A 19,466-nucleotide genomic window follows, 5' to 3' on the forward strand; every position below is an offset into this window, starting at 1 on the left:
CGCACATATCCCTATAGCCTAAATAGCTTCGCATATTACTGCTCCACTTTAGCCAGACCATGCTGATTGCCGGGGAACGGCGAAGCGGCATTCATAAATAGCTTTACCTGTTCCAGTAACTGCCACATATACCGGCACTGATGGTTACGCGTTATGGTCTCGTGTAACGACAACCACAGCAACTCGATTGGATTCAGCCACGGCGAATACGTGGGCAGGAACAACAACCGGAACTTCGTATTTTTTTCCAGCCACCGTTCCACCTTGCGGCTTTTATGAATGATGTAGTTATCAACGACCAGCGTAATGGTTTTCGCTCGCCGATATGTCCGCCGTAACATCTCTAACAGATTGATAAATAAATCAGAACTCTTTTTACTGCCGCCGACGTAATGGACTCGTCCCGTATCCGAATGCAGTGCCCCTGCCAGATAATACTTTTGGTTATGTCCCGGCGTAGTCACTCGTTTCTGTTGCCCTTTGAGCATCCAGTCCGTGCCGATTTTCGGGTTCAGGTCGATATCCACTTCATCCTGATAAAATACCGGATGGGTCGGCTGCTTCCGGACGACCGCCTGTTCGATGGCGAGTCGCTTTTCCTCATAATACGGGTCTTTGATTTTCAGTGTTGGCGCGGCTCTGCGCCAGACAATACCAGCCTGTCTCAGGTAGCGGTGCAGCGTGGTAGGATGAAGCGCTACATTAAAAAGCCGATTAACAATAAGTGCCAATAACTCCGTGCTCCAACGAGAACGCAGCCAGCCAAAGTCCTGAGGAGAACGCTGAACCAGAAGCGGCAAAATAGGCAGGATATCCGTGACTGGCCAGCATGGTGTTCGTCCGGGCTTGAGGCTCTTTAGCCCTTCAACACCGTATAAAGTAAACCAATTTATCCATCTCCCGACGGAAGAGCGAGCCGCACAGAGCAGTCTGGCGACGTCGGTGACGGTCATTCCCCGATGCAGCATCAGTAGGGCGATGAGTCGTCTGGAATGGTTTTTATCGCGAGTTTGTTGGGCTTCTTTACGCATTAGTCGTCGTTCTTCATCAGGGATTGCTGCTATGATCGGCATCGCTCAGTCCGGTTGGTGATTTGTTTGGTTTGGCGATTGATCAGATCGCTCAATTTGGACTGAGTTCCCTTCAAGTGATCTACTATTTGGCGAAGCTATTTAGCCTCAACGTTACAGAACGGCCTCCCAAACAGTTGCCTACGCAATGAATGCCAGTAGACCACTCTCGCTATTTGTCTTATTCTCACGCGCAGCCCAATTAACCGCTTTTAAGCCTGACAGAACGCCAAATGGAGTGAAAATGAGTAAACCAACGGTTGTTTTTATCGTTGTCGCCGTCATCGTTGGCTTAGGTAGCCACTTTGGCTGGTGGTAACCACGATACAAGATAAATTCCTGCCCTATCCCAGGTGCATGGGCGTTAGTTTCTCTTCAACGCTAACCGTCGTGTGCCTGCCTCCAGAATGCCGCCGTTTGAGAGATAGACCGAGTTTAAAATCGCATCCATTCTGGCGGGATAAGATCGCACTATCCAATTCCATAGCGTGCTAAAAATGAAGAAATACAGCCTAGTGTTGTTAGTTTATGCTTATTATTTTAGAAATTTAATTGTTATTGATTAAATTATTTTTTATATGAAGCATAATGAAATCGTTTCATTTTTTTCAAAATAAAAATGGCATCTATAATATTATTTACACTGTAAACTTTACGTTACTTATTTTAATAAATCGTTCATTTACTATTTTCACCTCTCAGTTGATTTTAACGATCAATATTTTTATATTGATAGGTTTTACCTTTTTATTGTTTGTTTTTAAATGCTATAAACGATCAATTTAATGAAGATTTTATTTCACTGGCCGATAATCCATGCGGTATCAGGGTGTGACCAGATTAGTGCATCGATTGTAAAAATCGATGATATTAATACAGAGAATAAAATGGTCTATCGCATTGTTAACAAATGGTTTTATCATTTTGTGCTGTTCTCGAAAAATGATGATATACCACTGCTAACAGCACCATTCATCCACGCTTAATACCAATTTAGTGATCCAAAAAATATAACGTTAATAAATATCAACTAGATAAAGGAAGAATTATGAGTGTGGCTAACTGGCGTATTGGTTATCGACTGGGAATCGGCTTCACAGGGCTAATTGCCATGCTGTTCGCTGTCGGTATCTTATCAATAATGAAACTGTCCGATTTCAATCAAAGCGCCAAACTGATTGTTACGGATACCTATGCAGATACCGTTGATGCAAATAACCTGCGCAATGTAGTTAATCAAACCGTGATTGCCTATGAAGGTTTATTATTGGCTTCCGACGAGAAACAGTTACGTGATGTACTCAACACTATAGAAGATATTCGCAAGAATGGTGGTGTCTTATTAAAAAAGATCGATCAGGACACCCAGGCAACTAACGATCCCAATCTCAGCAAAATCATGTCTGACATGCTATTGATAAGAAACGATTTCATCGCGTCAGGCAATAAAATCATCACTATGATGACGGCAGGCGACCGTGAAGCGGCGCTGGCGGAGTTCCACGATCGTTTGGATAATACGCAACGTCAGTTTAGCGCACAAATCCTCCGTTACGTTGATTACAAAGATGATGGCATGACGCGAACGCTGCATGTCATGGACGCCGATTTTGGAAGCTCGCGTTTATTCTTGCTGGTTTTCATGGGTATCGGCGCATTGCTCGGTGCTATCGCTGCATGGTTGATTACACGTAGCGTGACCCACCCCATCCAAGAGGCATTGACCATCGCCGAACGCGTGGCGAAAGGCGATCTGACCTCGCAAGTCGTTATCGATCGTCAAGATGAAACCGGCCAGCTATTAACTGCGTTGGATAACATGAATACCAGCCTGCGCTATATTGTGAGCCAGGTTCGCGACGGGTCGGAAGCCATTTCGACAGCAGCCTCACAGATCGCAGCCGGTAATCAGGATTTGTCAGCCCGTACTGAAGAGCAAGCCAGTTCACTGGAACAAACCGCCTCATCAATGGAAGAGCTCACCTCTACCATCAAAAATACGGCAGACAATACACGTCAGGCAACGGCGGTTTCCCATCAGTCCTCAGAGGCAGCCAAGACCAGCAGTGATGTGATGGCCTCAGTGACGCACAAAATGCGCGGTATCCGCGATTCATCACATCGAATGGCAGAAATTATCGGCGTGATTGACGGCATCGCCTTCCAGACCAATATTCTGGCGCTGAACGCCGCCGTTGAGGCGGCACGCGCGGGCGAACAGGGTCGCGGTTTCGCGGTCGTCGCCAGCGAGGTACGTTCTCTGGCACAACGCAGTGCCACAGCGGCGAAAGAGATCAAAGAATTGATTGATGATTCAGTGAATAAGGTACAGGAAGGGATGCAACTGGTCGATTCTGCCGAAGCGACGATGAATACTCTGACCGGCCATGTCTCTGACGTCAATGCCATCATTGCCGAGATTTCTCAGGCAAGTCAGGAACAAAGCGACGGTATCAGCCAGATTAATATTGCCGTTGGACAAATTGATACCACCACGCAGCAAAATGCCGCGCTGGTAGAAGAGTCGGCTGCGGCAGCACTATCATTACAATCTCAGGCCACGACGCTAACGCAAACGGTCAGTGCCTTTAAACTGACGTCACAGGCTACGGTAGGGCGGCGATCTTTGGCACCAGAATTGGCCCTTGAAACAGCAGGCAAGCTAGCCCACCAGGCTTTAGCAAAACCCAAGAATGATTCACAGGACTGGACGTCGTTCTAATATATCGCAGGGCCACAGCAGTGGCCCAATCATTGACGATTTCCTGACCGTTGAATTTTTCCAACGCTAATGTTTTCATAACCGCCTGATTCCGAATAAACAGCGAAGCTTTAATAGGGAACCACTCTTCTCCACACCATTTCCAGAGCATCTTCACTCGTGGCAAAACAGGGAAAATAAACCGACATGCGTTATCTCGTTCTCCCCCTCATTCTTCTTGCCTTAACAGGCTGCCAGGCGTTAACCACCTTCGATAAATACGCCACGCTGCGTCTTTACGAAGTCTATGAAGCCGAGAATCTTTCTGCCTGTGATTACAAACCGCAGTTTCGTGACTGTACTGTGGATAAGCGATCTTTTAACGTCAGGATTACTGACGATAAGAGCAAAATTGCGTTAGTGGTAGGAAAGCGCTATGCCTATTTCGGCTTCACGCGTGATGATTTTTCACGCCAGACGCAGCCGCTGCGTGACTTCCTGATCTGGGCAGAAAATCCGAACGCACAAGATAAACAGATCAAGCAACTACGTAAGGCCGGAAACGTTGGCGGAAGTTTGTTTTACAACACGGAGGTGGAATATCAGTTCGATTATCTGCACACGCGTGCCGATGTTCCGTTGCTCGTCGTTAAACCTCATGAAAATGCAAATTCTTACGGCCTGACCGTCGAAGAAGTGAAAAATCTGCTATCAGTGATGGATGCCTGGTATGCCGGCACGTTCTCGGGAAAACAACTGACGTAAACGCAGTAAAGACGGCCAGACAAGTTTACGTCTGGCCGAGTATTTCATTAAAACTTCTGCATTCTGGAAGAGAACTGGCCGCAGTTTTTCAGCATCAAATCTTTGACTGGCCTGCGATCGTAGTAGCCTTTTTCCGTCTTGAACACTTCGTAGACTTCAATGCGGCGTGGCGAATAAGCATCAACAAATTTACCAGTAACATAATAGTAATTCCCCACCACGGGCTTAAAAGTCACGGTACTAAATCCGCCATTCGCAGCAATCATTCTGACTGCAATATTGTGCTGTGCGCTGACCCAGAATTCACGAATCATTGTTGGCGTTTCAGGAATAGCCGGGAAGCCGAGCTCTTTATTATTGAGCTTAGTTTGGAACCCAAATGCATTATTGGTGTAGCCATTTTCTGGCGCATCAATATTAATGCATCTATCGGTCGTCGGATAAACACGAATATAGTCGAGATTGCGATTATCGAATGTGACCCCTACGCGCTCAGCACCCTGATCATCTTCCAGCTTATGACTATAGGTCGCAACCGAACATCCGCTAAGTAATAACGCACCCATTCCTATCAGGAGAATTTTCCCAAACATAACCATCCCTTACCTTTATAAAATCAGAACGTCCTGATTATTTTTCGCCGTTTTTTCTTCGAGAATTTATGTTGTATTACCTCACCTTAAACCCTCCTGAAGAGAGGGCTGTTGGCGAATTGGCCTGTCGTTCTTCGCCAAAGCTCCCTCAGGCGTCGTGTGGATCACGCCTGAGGGCAAGGGATTTGGACGTAGTGCAGGCGGATCACTCTGCCTTCTTATTTTCCACGTCCTGGCTTTCCCCCCTTCGCTCCGTTGCCGTCTTGCTATCCAAAGGCTGACTCGCCGTCGCATCAGCGCCTTCTGGATTCACTGTACTCGCATACAGGCGACCCTCTTCGATAAAGTCTTCATCAATACCTTCAATATTTTCCTGATTATCGCGGCCAGACAGAATGTTCCAGCAGGCGATGAACAGCGCAGCAATGAGCGGACCAATCACAAAACCGTTAATACCGTAGATTTCCATGCCGCCCAGCGTGGCGATCAGAATCAGGTAATCCGGCATTTTTGTGTCTTTCCCCACCAGCAGCGGACGCAGAATGTTATCCACCAGCCCAATCACCAGCACAAAGAATGCGACGATGAAGATGGCCTGCCAGAGCATATTTGTAGCGAACAGGAAGACGGCGGCAGGTACCCAGATAATCGCCGAACCCACAGCGGGGATCAACGACAGGAACGCCATCAGCGAGCCCCATAACAAGCTACCTTCTATCCCCGCGATAGAGAACGCAATGCCGCCCAGCGTTCCCTGCACAATCGCCACGACGGCTGTACCTTTCACCGTCGCCCGCGATACGGCAGCAAATTTCACCAGCAGGTGATGTTTAACGTGGGTGGAAAGCGGCAACGATTCCAGAATCAGGTTCACCAGATAGGAACCATCTTTCAGAAGGAAAAAGAGCAGGTAGAGCATCACCCCAAAGCCAATGAAGAAGGTGAATGTCCCTTTGCCGATCAGGAGCACGCTCCCTGCCAAATATTGCCCCCCTTTCAGCGCCACCTGAGAAAGCTCTTGCTGTATTTTGGCAGCGTTATCCAGATTGTGTTCCGTCAGGAAATGGCGTGCCCATTTGGGCAGATGCTGAAGCAGCTCCGCTAACACCACCGGAAATTGGGTATTACTGTCCTGCAATCGGGTGTAAACCCCGTTAATCTCAACCACCAGCGAGGAAACAATGATCCCCAATGGAATGAAGACGATCAGGAAGATAATCAGAACGGTCAGCAGCGAAGCGATGCCGTTGCGATCGTTCAATTTTTGCCGAATCTTGCTTTTCAGCGGATGGAAGATAATGGCCAACACTGCCGCCCATAAAATGGCGGAATAATACGGCGCCAGTATGTCAAAAAACGCCAGTGTGACGGCAAATAGGATCAGGATGAAGAATCCCTTCGTAAGCCCTTTAATATTCACAACGATTTCCCCTTCGTTCAATCTATCCCCGAAATATAGAACGAAGTAGGACGTTTGCAATACAGGAAAAAGCGCATAGTGCTGAGGAAATGGCTATGCACGTGCCTCATGCGTTGCAATAAAGTCATTTTTTAACTGACTATACACTGCGGCATCGTTGCCACATGCCAGCGCCGCGGCACGCTTTACTGCCGCGTATTCCGCACACACGGAAGGATTAGCTCGCAGGTAATCACGAAAAGCCAGGTGCCGCTGAACATGCTCGTCACCCACCACAAAAGCGTGAAGATGATGAGTACGCGCCTCGCCGCCCTTGGTGTAGTAACGGCGTCCCGCCATGCCATTTTCGCCGCGCGGATGATAGCCCAAATCTATCATGGCGCAATCTAGCCTGTCCAACTCGGACAGCGAAACCACTTCCAACAACATATCAATCACCGGTTTAGCGGGTAGCTCTGGTACGGCCGTACTGCCGATGTGATGCACTCTCACCGCAACCGCGCCGAGCGCCTGCGTTAGCGCTCTCGCCTCTGTTGCGTAATTCGTCACCCAATATGGATCGTAATCCACCACGGCTATTGTTCGTCTGCCCATTCACGTATCCCCAACACAGTCTTATTGCATACAGGTTATAACGTTTAGGGGAAGGATCAAAAGCCATCAGGAAACGCGGCGAGAGGATGATTCCTACCGCCTGATTAGCGCTTACAGACCATTCAATCGCTACCGGGTCGCCTGCACCAACGAATCGGCGGTAATGTCGGCAATGGATTTGGCACCCGTGAGCGTCATCGCCACTCGCATCTCTTTTTCGATCAGGTTCAGCAAGTTAACCACACCCGCTTCACCCGCCGCAGCCAGTGCGTAAACAAACGCACGTCCGAGCATCACACCATCCGCGCCCAGCGCAATCATGCGCACCACGTCCAGACCGGTGCGAATACCGGAATCCGCCAGAATGGTGATATCGCCTTTCACCGCGTCGGCTATCGCTGGCAGTGCACGTGCCGTTGACAGCACGCCATCCAACTGACGACCGCCATGATTGGAAACCACAATCCCGTCTGCGCCGAACCTCACCGCTTCCTTGGCATCTTCTGGATCGAGGATACCTTTGATGATCATCGGCCCTTTCCACAACTCGCGAATCCACGCCAAATCCTGCCACGAAATAGAGGGATCGAAATTCTCCGCCAGCCAGCCGATATAGTTTTCCAGCGTCGTCGGCGTGCCGCGATAGGCAGAAACATTCCCCAAATCGTGCGGCTTACCATGCAGCCCGACATCCCACGCCCACTGTGGATGAGTAACCGCCTGTAAAATACGCCGTGTCGCCGCATTCGGACCACTCATGCCAGAATGCGCATCACGATAGCGCGCACCCGGAGTCGGCATATCCACGGTAAATACCAGCGTCTTCACCCCCGCCGCCTGTGCACGCTCCAGCGCATTACGCATAAAACCACGATCTTTTAGCACGTAGAGTTGGAACCACATCGGGCGATCGATGGCGGGAGCCACTTCCTCAATCGGGCAGACTGAAACGGTAGATAAGGTAAACGGAATCCCTTTCTGTGCTGCCGCTCGAGCAGCCTGTACTTCGCCGCGTCTGGCATACATACCGGTCAGGCCAACGGGTGCGAGCACCACCGGCATCGCCAGCTTTTCACCGAACAACTGCGTCTCCAGACTCAGGTCAGACATATTTTTCAGGATGCGCTGGCGCAGCGCGATATCTGCCAGATCGGCAGTATTGCGCCTGAGCGTGTGCTCGTTGTATGCCCCGCCGTCAATATAGTGAAAAAGAAACGGTGGCAGCCTACGTTGCGCTGCCGCTCGGTAGTCCGTTGAAGCAGAGATGATCATCGTCCTTTCCCATCCTTCTTCTTGTTGGTGCCATTATTGCGGTCAGTAATAACCGTTACTGGAACGGCTTTTAGTGAAATTGATGCTGTGCGCGTAAGCCCGTTTTTAGGGGAAACACAGGGGGAGGTTTCCACAGGGACACCTCACCCCTGTGGTCACCCCGTGTATCTCGATGCTTAAACGATCGGCATGACTTTAGTAAAATTACCTGTTAATGAAATTGCAGGTACGCGACATGCGTTTGCAGGTATTCCTGCAAGCCGTGTTTGCCGTCCGCACCACCTACACCGGATTTACGCCAGCCCGCATGGAAGCCCTGCATCGCCTCGAAGTTTTCACGGTTAATGTAAGTTTCGCCGAACTTCAGCCCTTTCAGCGCTTTCATCGCGGTATTGATGTTTTGAGTATAGATCGACGATGTCAGGCCGTATTCGCTGTCGTTCGCCATTGCAATCGCGTCTTCCAACGTGTCGAAGGTCGCTACCGGCAGCACCGGACCAAACACTTCTTCGTGCATGATTGGCATCTCTTGCGTCACGTTCACCAGCAGCGTCGGTGGATAGAAATAGCCCGTACCGCTTTCACGCTTGCCGCCAAGCAGCACTTTCGCGCCCTGCGATACCGCTTTCGCTACTTTGTCTTCCACACGCTGTAGCGCCGCTGCGCTGATCAGTGGCCCCATATCCAGCGCTTTTTTCTCCGCCGTATTGCCGAAGGTCACCTGCTCCATCGCGGCTTTAATACGCGTGATAAAGTCGTCGTAAATGCCTTTCTGCACGTACACACGCTCGGCGCAGTTACACACCTGCCCGCTGTTAATCACGCGAGAACTGACAATCGCTTTGACGGCCAGATCGAGATCGGCGTCGTCCATCACGATGGCAGGCGCTTTGCCGCCCAGCTCCAGCGACACTTTGGTCACGTTCTGCGCCGCCGCCGTCATGGTGGCAATCCCCGCCGCCACACTGCCAGTCAAACTGACCATGCCCACTTTCGGGTTAGCGGCCAGCTCTTGCCCGACCGTCGGGCCGTAGCCGGTAACGAAATTGATGACGCCTTTCGGCAGGCCAATCTTGTGAATGATTTCGGCAAAAATCACCGCATTATTCGGTGTGATCTCACTCGGTTTGATAACGATGGTGTTGCCGGTGATCAGCGCTGGCGCTGCCTTACGCGCAATCAGGAAGAAAGGAAAGTTCCACGGCAGAATACCGGTCGTGACGCCAATCGCTTTGCGGAAGACGAAAATATTCTCATTCGGGCGGTCGCTCTGAATGATTTCGCCTTCATAACGGCGCGCCCACTCTGCCATGTAGTCCAGATAGTCAGCGGTGAACAGCACTTCCGTCTGCGCCAGACCGTGGGTTTTACCGCCTTCCGCAATAATGGTATCGGTCAGTTCGGCTGCGCGTTCGCGAATACCGGCAGCTATTTTGTGTAACCAGACGCCGCGCTCAACCGCGGGCAGTGCTTCCCAGCCCGGCTGTGCGGCTTCTGCTGCATCAATCGCTCTTTTTGCATCGTCAGCGGAGCCTTCCGGGATCTGCGAAATGACCTGTTCTGTGGCCGGGTTCACCACATCAATCCACTTCCCGCTTCTGTTTTCAACAAACTCACCGTTGATGTACATACGTTTCTGGGTGGTGCTCATGTCAGGCATCTCCAAAGTGATATACGAGTTGTTAAAAAAACACGTCTTTTTTGTGAAGTTTTGCCATGCTGCGCGTTCTGCGCCGCATTTACCTTTTCATGGCTGCCATCTCAGTCTAGCAAGTGGCAAAAAAGTCATGATGAGAACGTCTGACGTAACACTTTTGCAAAGTAACGGATAACACAGAGAAATAACGGCAGTGTGGGGATGCAGAGGGAGTGGCAGACGCCGCATTCATCTACGGCGCCTGTCTTTAAAGCAGGGAAATCTTACGGTTCGTCGCTTTCCGCGATCTCTTCCGTCACTTTCCATTTACCGCCCACCAGCTCGCGAACGGTGACTACCGTCGCCTGCCTCTCTTCAGAATAGGCTTCCGTGGTTTCGACAATCAGGACAGGCTTATTATTGACCACCTTGTAGGTAAACGACTGGAACCAGCAGCAGCTGCTTTTGGCAACCGTCGTGATAGTCTTACTTTTCTCATCGATATCGAACAGGCTGAGGTCGGAACTGGCTAACTCGGTCAGCGGTGCATTCAGGGTGAACTGCTGCTTTTCCACATCAAACAGGTACACATCGTAAGACGATCCGCCAGAAGCCTCGTTAATGCCCGTGCGCAGCATGATATCCGCATGATGATCGAAGTTAGCGTCATCAATTACCAGCCCGCGATGGTTCTCACCGTCGACGTCGACCCGATTCGCCGTCACCTCGCTCTTCGTGTTCAGTTCGATAAACATATTTTCCATCGTGATACGCTGGAACAGGTCACCACGCCCTTTCTTAAAAATATCCAGCGTGCCGGAGCCTTCACAGGTTGAATAAGAGGAATCAAGATGGCACGTTGCCACGCTGAGAACGAAGTCCCACTGGTCTGATGCCTGCGTAATCAGGGAGATATTTTCACTACCGGAAAGTGCCTGAATACGGGAAATCATCTCATTCTCCAGACAAACGTCATCCTTACAGCGGTCACGCTCGAGCAGCCACGTGTGCTGCTCCTGACGCACCTGCGCGCTGTCTGCCTTTTTTACATAACCCTGATTCGCCTGGTTTAATACCGCATCGAACTGCTGTAAGCGGCTGCTGGCGCAAATCCTTTTCTCGGCGTCTGTGCTGGCCTTGCTGCAATCCATCGCCCAGACGGACGAGGTGAAAAAGAACAGCAGGGATGAAACGGCCAGAAATAAATAACGCATGACGTATCGCTCCTTGAATACAGATAAAAATCTAACAGATTGATAAAAATGGGTAATAGCGATTGTTAGCCACCCTTTCCCATCTTTTTAAGAAAGCGCTGCTGCTCAACTAAAATTGCTTTCAGCGTAATGCACTGATACTCAATGCCGTAACGTGGGGCAACGTCCGCAATAATTTTCGATAGCGCGGGATAGTGTCGGTGATTCCAGTTGGGGAAAAGATGGTGGGTCAGGTGCATATTGAGCTGCCCTAGCCAATAGCCAAGCCAGGCGGGACGAGTAGACCAATCGACCGTGGTGGAAAAGACATGCTGATAGCGGCCGTGCCTGAATAGTCCATCTTCCGGTGCCTGATAGAACGTCCCTTTTGCCCAATGTGACCCCAGAATCAGCACGACAAAAATCAGCGACGACAGCATCTGGCTCAGCAAATAAACCAGCAGCAGTGAGCCGAAGCCGATCGGCATCGGCGACAACAGCCAGTAAGGGATCGCCAGCGCTAACAAAGCATGCAGCGCTTTTGATAATAGAAACACGCTCCAACCTTTAACGCCCTGAAGCGTCATATTGCGCGTCACCTGCGTTTTCCCCGCACGATCGATCCAGTCAAAAAACCAGATAATGCAGGGGAAGGTCAACGACGCCACCATCGGCCAGTAATAGCGCTGGGCACGCATAAAAAAGCGAAACCGATGGTAGGGTGACTGCCGTAAGACACCGTTTTCTTCGATATCCAGATCGTAGTGCTGCACATTCACGTGTGCATGATGGAAAATCACATGCCGCACGCGCCAGCAGTCAGAATCCATACCAAGTGGAATACTCACCACGATATTGAGCAGGCGATTCGCCCACGGTTGGCGGAAAAAGACGTTATGCGAGGCGTCATGCACCACGTTCACCGCCAGAAACATCGCGGTAAAAATAAAGACAAAATAGCAGCCAGCAAAACCCCATAGCGTTGTCTGCTGGAGGCTAAAACCATAAAACGTCAGGCTCAGCGCCACCAGAAACAGCATCTTGCCGATAAACCCCGCATTGGCAAAACGGTGATCGCCCGTCTCTGCCAGATACGCATTTGCGGCCTTCATCAGCGCCCGATGCAACGCCAAATCGCGACCTTGTTCATAGCGGAGTGGCTTCAGCGGTGCGGGCATCATTATTCCTCCCTTCCCTCTTCCGCGGTACGTTGTGCAGCACGTTGATCGCGACCTTCGCCCATCGATTTTAAAAACCGACGCTGGCTAGCCAGTAGCTCACGATAGGTAATGCAGCGATAGTTCATACCATGCTCGGCGGCAACGCGCCGTAAAATAGCGGCGAGCGCGGGGTAATGCCGGTGATGCCATCCGGGGAAAAGATGATGCGTCAGGTGTAAATGCAGCCCTCCCGTCCAGTACGCAAGCCAGCGCGGCGTCGGCAGCCAGTCGCAGGCGGTCGCAAAGTTGTGTTGATACCAGCCCAGGGGCATGGTCTCCGTATCGGTCACCGCATAAAATTCCGCTTCTGCCCAGTGCGTGCCCAGCAGTAAAAATACCACCAGCAACGAGGCCAACATCTGACCCAGCAAATAGCTTAACAGCACGATACCGGGGCTAATGCCGTGTGTCGCCCCCACCATGATGGGAATCACCAGTAGCAGCAGGAGATGACCGACTTTACTGGCGATAAAAATCAACCATCCATCACGGCCTGATTGCGCCGAACGGGCGTTGACGGGGGTTTTACCCAACCGATCGGCCCAGTCAAAAATCCAGGCGATATAGGGGAGCGAGAACGCGGCCACCAGCGGCCAGTAAAGGTGCTGATAGCGCATGTAGGCACGGTGGCGCTGGAAAGGCGTTTGGCGAAAAACACCGTTCTCTTCCGTATCCAGATCGTAATGCTCCACATTCGGGTAAATATGGTGGAAGTCCACATGGCGCAAACGCCAGTAGTCAGGATCGATGCCTAACGGCAGCGTCACGATGCGCCCAACCACGCGGTTTAGTGTGCGATTGCGGAAAAACGTATTATGAGAGGCGTCATGATTAACAATGATATTCAATACCATCGACAGCATGATGAAAGAAAAATAGCTCAGGAAGAACGTCCATGCCGTCTGCTGCATCAGGCTCAGCGCATAACAGACAAGGCAGCCTAAAAAGAGTAATCCAGCCTTAACAAACTGGCCGCGATCGGCAAAGCGATGATCGTGATTCGCGCGCAGATAAGCCGATGTTTCCCGCTGTAATGCCCGATGAAAGGCTTGCTCACCCTTCGCGGGATACGGTTTGGCAGGAAGCACACTAGCCATTTTCATGTTCCTCTGTAAGGGGGCGTCGACCCCAGCCGACAGCCATCGCCAGCCCGTGTAGTGCCAACATCAGCATAGTGACTTTCCAATAGAGTGCTTCCCAAGACCAATAAACAAGAAACACGGCAGGAAATAACAGGGTCACCAGCAGCCAGACGTAAACGCCCCAGCGTCGTCCTTCGGAAATGCCGCCCAGCGCGACCGCCCCGCTCACCAGCAGCAGGAAGAGAGCCACCTGCGACAAGTTGGCGGAGTCATAGCCGTAGCCATACAGGTAGACATAGCCCACCACCAGCGCAAATAGCAGCATCGCCCCAGCGATCAACGCTATCGGCGTACAGTGAAACGTCGCCCGACGCGTACGGCGCACCGACAGTTTCAGGTACGGCATAAAAGGCAGGTTACTGGCCCAAAACGGATTGTTCGATGGCGTGTCTTTGCCTGCGCCGTAGCGGAAAGGCGTATCGGGCAGTTGTGGGCAAAAGCTGCCAAACAGTTTGTCCCAGAAAATGAAGGTGCCGCCAAAATTCTTATCGGCATAAGCGCGGTCGTTTACGTGGTGGACACGATGGTGTGCTGGCGTCACCAGCACCTTTTCCAGCCAACCCAATTTGGGCGTCATCGCATTATGGTTAAAGAGCTGGACGCTGTAATGCAGGATAGAAACCGTGACGAACACGTACAGCGGAACGCCAAGCAGTGCCAGAATCAGGAAGAACGGAATTGAAGTCAGTGAGGAATACCACGAGTTACGCACACCCAGCGACAGATTGAAATGTTCACCCTGATGATGCACCACATGCACCGCCCACAGTACGCCAAAGGTATGGTGCAGCCGGTGTAGCCAATAAAAGCCGAAATCCCAGGCGAGTAACGCAAATAGCCACATCAACACCGGCGGCCAGTTTTCTACCCAGCCGAAACTGAAATGTGCCGCAACATAGCCATAGCAAAAAATTTCCACGCTGCGAAAGAACCACAGCATGATATGCCCGGAATTCAGGTTGAACACCACGTCATGCCAGTTCACCTTCTCACGCTGCATCCACTGTAAAGCCAGCGCTTCACCCATCACCACAACCAGCATGAAGACGATAGGTAATGCTAAATCAATCATGATGTCATTCCTGATGGCGCTTATCGTTAGGCAACGGAGCCCGTGGGGAAATGGCCTTGATCGTCTCCCGACTACGCAGAAAAATCCATCCGGTTATGCCCGCCAGCATCGCCCCCGTCACCAGATCGATGAACAGGTGCCGGCGCAGTTGCAGGATGGAAAAAGCAATTGCCGCTCCCCATAGAAGATACAAACCCGTTTTCACTTTCTGCTGGCTATCGCTCATCGCCCACACCGCCAGTGCCGTTAGCGCCATATGCAACGACGGCAGGCAATTTTGCGGCGAATCGATACGTTGCAAGAGCTGTAGCAAACGAGCGGAGAGATCGTCCCCGATAGCCTGCGGATACACCATCGTTGTCGGAAAAATCAGGTACACCGCGCCCGCAATCAACGCAGTAAGCTGCGTTGCCCGACGTAATCCAGCCAAGCGCGTAATTGGGCAGGATAAGTAAGACAGCGGAATGATGATGAAAAAGGAGAGATACAGCCAGATAGCCGAGGGGCTAAAGGGAATCCATTCGTCGACAATCGAGGGAGGTAATACCGTTCCCCGCCCTTGAAACTGTGCGCTCAGTTGATACACCACCCCGACAGCTCCCCAGCCGAAGAGCAGCGCTTTCAGTCGTAATAGCATCGTTCCTTGAGGAAATCGCATTAGGCTTCCTCCTTCAGGCGGGTAATACGTCGGCGCTTTTGCGTAAATTCTGGCGCGATCTCACCTGCGCTTAACCGCCACTGTAGCCGCGTCGTATCAATACCCTGCACTGCAAACTGCTGCGACAGACTGTCCCGACAGGCTTCCAGCTCCGACAGACTACACGCGGCGGATAAATGCAGCGTCGCGTCTCCCTGCTGTACTAGCCGATAATCAGCATGCAGCGGCAGCGCGTTGGCAATCACCCGGTTACAGAAATCCGCAAAGACGGTCTGCGGTTCACCGCGGTTATCCGGCAATCGCAGACTGTCATCGCTGCGCCCTTCAATGCGGGCTATCGCCATGGTCACCCGACCACACGCGCAGGGCGCTTTTTGCTTCACCAACACATCGTCCAGCCGATAGCGCACAATCGGCTGCGTGCTGCGGGTGAAATCGGTAATGATCGGCGTAAAGCGTTCGTCATCCAGCCACTGTGGCTCGATGTGAATAAATTCTTCGTTGAGGTGTAGCGTACCGTGCTCGCAGGTCGATGCCAGAAAGCCTTCCGTTGCCTGATACACTTCTCCTACCTGTCCGAACACCTGCTGCAACAGTTGCTTATCCTGCGGTTCCAACACCTCGGCTACGGAAATTACCTTCTTGACCGACAGACGCAGATCACCGCACTGTACCGCCAGCGCCAGTTCGCGCAACACCTGCGCGGGTGCGACGATAATCGACGGCGACCAGGCTTCCAGACGCGAAAAATGTTCGGCAAACGGCGCAAAGAGATCGTAAAACGACAGGCTGAGCCAGCGGTTATCGACGCTGTGATACAGATTGTTATCCGCCCGCAGGAACAACGCCACCCGTTCACCGGCGCGTAAACCGTCCGGCAGCATTTTCGCCAACATACCTCCGGCCCAAACTTGCTGTTCGCGCGGACTGACGACAAACAGGCCACGCTGACCAGAGGTGCCGGACGACAGCCCGACGCTGAACCCGTTTACTCTCGGCGTGAAGTCGCGATCGTCCTCACTGCGGCGTGCGCAGGCAAGCAGTTCATCCCGCTTAAGCCCGGCGGTATTCATCCGATCGAATTCGGCCATCATCACGGCTTTATCCATCATCGGCCAGAATGCGATCGGGAGATGGCAGTAAGGTCGAAAATAGGGGCTACGCGCCAGCACCTGCCGCGCAAAGCGGGCGAGCTGGCGCTGCTGATGGCGTTCAAGCGCCTGACGAGTAGTAAAACGTAGATGTCTGGCGCGCAAATAGTGCCAGATCGTCATCAGCGGGATCATAGGTCACCCTCGTGACACAGCCGAATCTCAACCTGCCCGTTCAGATGCAACTGGTGCAGTTGGTCTAACGTGTGGTAATAGGCTTTTGGGTCGTCCATCACCAGATTCGCCAAGCGCGACGGCCCGCGACCTTCACGATAGCTGTGCGGCGACCAGGCGGCATCGCTTGCCAGCAACACCCAGCCGTCTTCCGTCAACACAAACGCGCCGAGGTGTCCGGCGGCATGGCCAGGCAACGGTACCAGCACGATTTCTTTATCACTCCCCGGCAGCGCATAGCCTTGCGTAAACGGCGCAAGCGCTTCTGGCAGGTCGGTAAGCGGGAAGTTTTCGACAAACTGAAGCGCCTGCTCAAAATATTCAGGGATCAACGCAGGCACAAACGCTCGTTTCAGGGCCGCGAAACCACGCAGATTCCGCGTCTGCTGCCAGCCCAGCGCCGAACAGATAAACGGCACAGAGGGGAAATCCCGCAGCCCCGCGATGTGGTCGCCGTGAAAGTGGGAAATAATCAGGCCGTCAATGTCCGCAGGTTGAATACCCCGCACGTGTAGCTGATGAATCAACGCGTCTTTCGTCTCGAAATGCACCGGTGTCATTCTACGGTACAGTTGAAACAGGCCAGAACGCGTGGCGTCGGTAAAATGCTGCGCATAACCGGTGTCCCACAGCCAGCGCTTGCCCTGACTTTCCAGCATCCAGACCCGCGCCGGAAAACGGCACACCTTCCACCCCGCACCGCGCAACGCCATGCAGCCCGGATGCAGGCAGTACCCTACTTCAAACGTTGAAATATTAGCCATGCCCGTTAGCACTCCGCTGTGCAAGAGGGGTATTGAACCAATTACCGGTTAATTCGATGCCCTGCTGGAGGGAAAAACGCGGCTGATAGCCCAGCTCTTGCCGCGCTTTTTCAGCACTGAGCGTCATATCGAAATTCACCGCTCCCGCACTGTAGCGCGTCAGCAGTGGTTCTTTCCGGCTAAACCACGAGAACAGCTCCATCCCACCCGCCACCGCATGCAGCAACGGATACGGTACCGCCTTAATGTGATAATTCATCCCCAGTTGCCCGACCAGCAGTTGCTCAAGCATGTCTGCAAGCCGCGCGGGCTCATGGTTGGTGATGTTATACGCCGAGCCAGACACTAACCCGCTTCTTTGGCTGGCAAGCGCCATCGCTTCGACTACGTTGCCGACAAACGTCAGATCCAGCAACGCCTCACCACCGCGCGGGAGCCGTAGCACGCCACCGCCCACCGCGATTTGTTCCAAAATACGTGGCAGAATCACGCGGTCATGCGGGCCAAACAGGCCACGCGGACGCAGGATCACATAGGTGGTTTGCGGATAGCGCGACGTCAGCGTCTGAAGCCGTTCTTCCGCCAGAAATTTGGTCTGCGCATAGTGATTGGCAAAACGCGCCGCGCGGTAGTTTTCATCAATATTCAGGTGGTGCTGGTAATCGAAGTAAATCGCCGGCGTGGAGATGTGCACAAAACGCGGGATACCCAACTGACCGGCGGCGTCGGCCAGTCGTGCCGTCACTTCGGTATTATTCTGATAGAAGTCATCATATTGACCCCACGGCGATGACTTCGCCGCACAATGCCAGACGACATCACAACCCGCCATCAGCGTTCGATACTGCTCTACCGAGGTTTCGACCAAATCGATGCAGGCAAACTGCGCGCCCTGCATGCCAAGCTGCTGTCCCACCGTGCGATCGCGCCCACAGGCCAACACCTGATGCCCAGCCTGAAACAACCATTCCGCCGCGTTACGTCCCAGCCCGCTGGTGGCCCCCGTGACGAAAACCTTCATGGAATCAGTACCATTCCGCCCAGCGTCAACCCGGCAGCCGTACCAACCAGCATCGCAGGCTCACCTTCAGGCAAGCGTTGCGTCACGATGGCATGATGCAACGCCGTCGGAATCGAGGCCGCCACCTGATTACCGTGATAGCGGTAAATATCAATCAGCTTTTCCGTCGGGATCGCCAGCCGCTTGCGCATATGCTCCAGCGACAGATGGCTAGCCTGATGCGGAACCACCGCCGCCATCTGCTCCAGAGAATAACCACTGGCATCCAGCAGCCGTTGCAGATAGCCCTCAATCAAGGCAGAAGCCTGCCTGAATAACCGTTTTCCCTGCATATGGAACAGAAAATCATGCAGTTCCATGCCCGCTCGCGGATTACGCAACGTACCACCTGCGCGGATCTGGCACAGTTCATTGCCTTTCGGGTAGGTTTCCAGCAGACAGGCGGCAATCCCGCTGCGACCGTCACCCCGTTCGACGATGGCACAGGCGGCACCATCACCAAAAATCAACGACGACTCTTCGTCATCCCAGTCAATACCGCGTGAGGCCAGTTCGGTAGAGACAATAGCAATGCGTCTATAAGCACCGGTATTTAACAGTCCAGCCGCCACCTGAAGCGCGGAAATAAAGCTGACGCAGCTGCTGTTAATATCAAAACAGGCCGTCCCTTTCGGCAGGGACGATGCCTTTAATACATGGCTGGCGCTATAAGGCAGCGCCTGAATCGGGATCGCGGAAGCAAACAGCAGCAAATCGATGGACGCGGGGGGAATAACGCCCCGAGTCAGCGCGTCATTTAACGCCGCCACGCCAAGTTCAGCCTGGCTGGCATGATTATCCGCATGGTGACGATAGATAATGCCTGAACGGCTTTCGACATAGCCTGCGGGTTTATTAAGCCGCACATCTAATTCGGCCGAGGTCACCCGCTGCGCAGGAAGCGCGCTGCCGGTAGAAATAATCTTGAGTGGAACCAATCCCTGAGTAAATGCATGACTTTGCGTTTTCAACGTCAATCCT

At 52.4% G+C, this 19,466-nt stretch carries 17 protein-coding genes; 2 read left to right on the forward strand and 15 right to left on the reverse strand.

What is annotated here, in order from left to right; all coding sequences use genetic code 11:
- Positions 1 to 35: 35 nt before the first annotated feature.
- Positions 36 to 1,073, reverse strand: coding sequence for an IS630 family transposase (locus E2566_RS20765; RefSeq protein WP_107169268.1), 1,038 nt, complete (start codon positions 1,071 to 1,073; stop codon positions 36 to 38).
- 1,045 nt (positions 1,074 to 2,118) lie between these two features.
- Between E2566_RS20765 and E2566_RS20770 the strand changes: the two genes are divergently transcribed.
- Together E2566_RS20770 and E2566_RS20775 are read left to right on the forward strand one after the other, a co-directional pair.
- Complete coding sequence (locus E2566_RS20770; protein ID WP_107169271.1) at positions 2,119 to 3,792, forward strand: methyl-accepting chemotaxis protein; 1,674 nt, start codon at positions 2,119 to 2,121, stop codon at positions 3,790 to 3,792.
- Between the two features lie 186 nt (positions 3,793 to 3,978).
- Positions 3,979 to 4,536, forward strand: coding sequence for a hypothetical protein (locus E2566_RS20775; protein ID WP_107169272.1), 558 nt, complete (start codon positions 3,979 to 3,981; stop codon positions 4,534 to 4,536).
- Between the two features lie 47 nt (positions 4,537 to 4,583).
- Here E2566_RS20775 and E2566_RS20780 read toward each other — a convergent pair whose 3' ends face one another.
- From E2566_RS20780 to E2566_RS20845, 14 genes are all read right to left on the reverse strand, one after another.
- The gene (locus E2566_RS20780) at positions 4,584 to 5,129 is read right to left on the reverse strand and encodes a hypothetical protein (RefSeq protein WP_205540526.1); all 546 of its coding nucleotides are present in this window, start codon (positions 5,127 to 5,129) and stop codon (positions 4,584 to 4,586) included.
- Between the two features lie 205 nt (positions 5,130 to 5,334).
- Positions 5,335 to 6,549, reverse strand: coding sequence for an AI-2E family transporter (locus E2566_RS20785; RefSeq protein WP_107169274.1), 1,215 nt, complete (start codon positions 6,547 to 6,549; stop codon positions 5,335 to 5,337).
- 93 nt (positions 6,550 to 6,642) lie between these two features.
- Complete coding sequence (locus tag E2566_RS20790; RefSeq protein WP_107169275.1) at positions 6,643 to 7,143, reverse strand: GrpB family protein; 501 nt, start codon at positions 7,141 to 7,143, stop codon at positions 6,643 to 6,645.
- 129 nt (positions 7,144 to 7,272) lie between these two features.
- The gene (gene lldD, locus E2566_RS20795) at positions 7,273 to 8,415 is read right to left on the reverse strand and encodes an FMN-dependent L-lactate dehydrogenase LldD (protein ID WP_107169276.1); all 1,143 of its coding nucleotides are present in this window, start codon (positions 8,413 to 8,415) and stop codon (positions 7,273 to 7,275) included.
- A gap of 211 nt (positions 8,416 to 8,626) precedes the next feature.
- A complete protein-coding gene (gene aldA / locus E2566_RS20800; protein ID WP_107169277.1) occupies positions 8,627 to 10,066 on the reverse strand; it encodes an aldehyde dehydrogenase in 1,440 nt (479 codons plus the stop codon).
- Positions 10,067 to 10,335: 269 nt separating this feature from the next.
- Positions 10,336 to 11,265, reverse strand: coding sequence for a lysozyme inhibitor LprI family protein (locus E2566_RS20805; protein WP_107169278.1), 930 nt, complete (start codon positions 11,263 to 11,265; stop codon positions 10,336 to 10,338).
- A 65-nt stretch (positions 11,266 to 11,330) separates the two neighbouring features.
- Positions 11,331 to 12,422: an acyl-CoA desaturase gene (locus tag E2566_RS20810; protein ID WP_107169371.1), complete on the reverse strand. Its 1,092-nt coding sequence runs from the start codon at positions 12,420 to 12,422 to the stop codon at positions 11,331 to 11,333.
- Between the two features lie 2 nt (positions 12,423 to 12,424).
- Positions 12,425 to 13,561 (reverse strand): fatty acid desaturase family protein, encoded by a 1,137-nt coding sequence (locus E2566_RS20815; protein WP_107169279.1) that lies wholly within the window; start codon positions 13,559 to 13,561, stop codon positions 12,425 to 12,427.
- Complete coding sequence (locus E2566_RS20820) at positions 13,554 to 14,678, reverse strand: sterol desaturase family protein (protein WP_107169280.1); 1,125 nt, start codon at positions 14,676 to 14,678, stop codon at positions 13,554 to 13,556. Before E2566_RS20820 ends, E2566_RS20815 begins: the two co-directional genes overlap by 8 nt.
- A 4-nt stretch (positions 14,679 to 14,682) precedes the next feature.
- Positions 14,683 to 15,336, reverse strand: coding sequence for a phosphatase PAP2 family protein (locus E2566_RS20825; protein ID WP_107169281.1), 654 nt, complete (start codon positions 15,334 to 15,336; stop codon positions 14,683 to 14,685).
- Positions 15,336 to 16,622: a F390 synthetase-related protein gene (locus E2566_RS20830; RefSeq protein ID WP_107169282.1), complete on the reverse strand. Its 1,287-nt coding sequence runs from the start codon at positions 16,620 to 16,622 to the stop codon at positions 15,336 to 15,338. Before E2566_RS20830 ends, E2566_RS20825 begins: the two co-directional genes overlap by 1 nt.
- On the reverse strand, positions 16,619 to 17,425 hold the full coding sequence (locus E2566_RS20835; RefSeq protein WP_107169283.1) for an MBL fold metallo-hydrolase: 807 nt from the start codon (positions 17,423 to 17,425) through the stop codon (positions 16,619 to 16,621). The genes E2566_RS20830 and E2566_RS20835 overlap by 4 nt, the downstream gene beginning before the upstream one ends.
- The gene (locus E2566_RS20840) at positions 17,418 to 18,446 is read right to left on the reverse strand and encodes an NAD-dependent epimerase/dehydratase family protein (RefSeq protein WP_107169284.1); all 1,029 of its coding nucleotides are present in this window, start codon (positions 18,444 to 18,446) and stop codon (positions 17,418 to 17,420) included. Before E2566_RS20840 ends, E2566_RS20835 begins: the two co-directional genes overlap by 8 nt.
- The gene (locus E2566_RS20845; RefSeq protein ID WP_107169285.1) at positions 18,443 to 19,456 is read right to left on the reverse strand and encodes a 3-oxoacyl-[acyl-carrier-protein] synthase III C-terminal domain-containing protein; all 1,014 of its coding nucleotides are present in this window, start codon (positions 19,454 to 19,456) and stop codon (positions 18,443 to 18,445) included. Before E2566_RS20845 ends, E2566_RS20840 begins: the two co-directional genes overlap by 4 nt.
- Positions 19,457 to 19,466 lie beyond the last annotated feature (10 nt).

It is taken from the genome of Pectobacterium punjabense (assembly GCF_012427845.1).
Taxonomy (GTDB): domain Bacteria; phylum Pseudomonadota; class Gammaproteobacteria; order Enterobacterales; family Enterobacteriaceae; genus Pectobacterium; species Pectobacterium punjabense.

What these genes read in the sequence shown, in the direction of transcription:
- E2566_RS20765 (WP_107169268.1), bottom strand. Translation starts at nt 1,073, where the DNA reads ATGCCGATCATAGCAGCAATCCCTGATGAAGAACGACGACTAATGCGT.
- E2566_RS20770 (WP_107169271.1), top strand. Translation starts at nt 2,119, where the DNA reads ATGAGTGTGGCTAACTGGCGTATTGGTTATCGACTGGGAATCGGCTTC.
- E2566_RS20775 (WP_107169272.1), top strand. Translation starts at nt 3,979, where the DNA reads ATGCGTTATCTCGTTCTCCCCCTCATTCTTCTTGCCTTAACAGGCTGC.
- E2566_RS20780 (WP_205540526.1), bottom strand. Translation starts at nt 5,129, where the DNA reads ATGTTTGGGAAAATTCTCCTGATAGGAATGGGTGCGTTATTACTTAGC.
- E2566_RS20790 (WP_107169275.1), bottom strand. Translation starts at nt 7,143, where the DNA reads ATGGGCAGACGAACAATAGCCGTGGTGGATTACGATCCATATTGGGTG.
- lldD (WP_107169276.1), bottom strand. Translation starts at nt 8,415, where the DNA reads ATGATCATCTCTGCTTCAACGGACTACCGAGCGGCAGCGCAACGTAGG.
- aldA (WP_107169277.1), bottom strand. Translation starts at nt 10,066, where the DNA reads ATGAGCACCACCCAGAAACGTATGTACATCAACGGTGAGTTTGTTGAA.
- E2566_RS20805 (WP_107169278.1), bottom strand. Translation starts at nt 11,265, where the DNA reads ATGCGTTATTTATTTCTGGCCGTTTCATCCCTGCTGTTCTTTTTCACC.
- E2566_RS20810 (WP_107169371.1), bottom strand. Translation starts at nt 12,422, where the DNA reads ATGCCCGCACCGCTGAAGCCACTCCGCTATGAACAAGGTCGCGATTTG.
- E2566_RS20815 (WP_107169279.1), bottom strand. Translation starts at nt 13,561, where the DNA reads ATGGCTAGTGTGCTTCCTGCCAAACCGTATCCCGCGAAGGGTGAGCAA.
- E2566_RS20820 (WP_107169280.1), bottom strand. Translation starts at nt 14,678, where the DNA reads ATGATTGATTTAGCATTACCTATCGTCTTCATGCTGGTTGTGGTGATG.
- E2566_RS20825 (WP_107169281.1), bottom strand. Translation starts at nt 15,336, where the DNA reads ATGCGATTTCCTCAAGGAACGATGCTATTACGACTGAAAGCGCTGCTC.
- E2566_RS20830 (WP_107169282.1), bottom strand. Translation starts at nt 16,622, where the DNA reads ATGATCCCGCTGATGACGATCTGGCACTATTTGCGCGCCAGACATCTA.
- E2566_RS20835 (WP_107169283.1), bottom strand. Translation starts at nt 17,425, where the DNA reads ATGGCTAATATTTCAACGTTTGAAGTAGGGTACTGCCTGCATCCGGGC.
- E2566_RS20840 (WP_107169284.1), bottom strand. Translation starts at nt 18,446, where the DNA reads ATGAAGGTTTTCGTCACGGGGGCCACCAGCGGGCTGGGACGTAACGCG.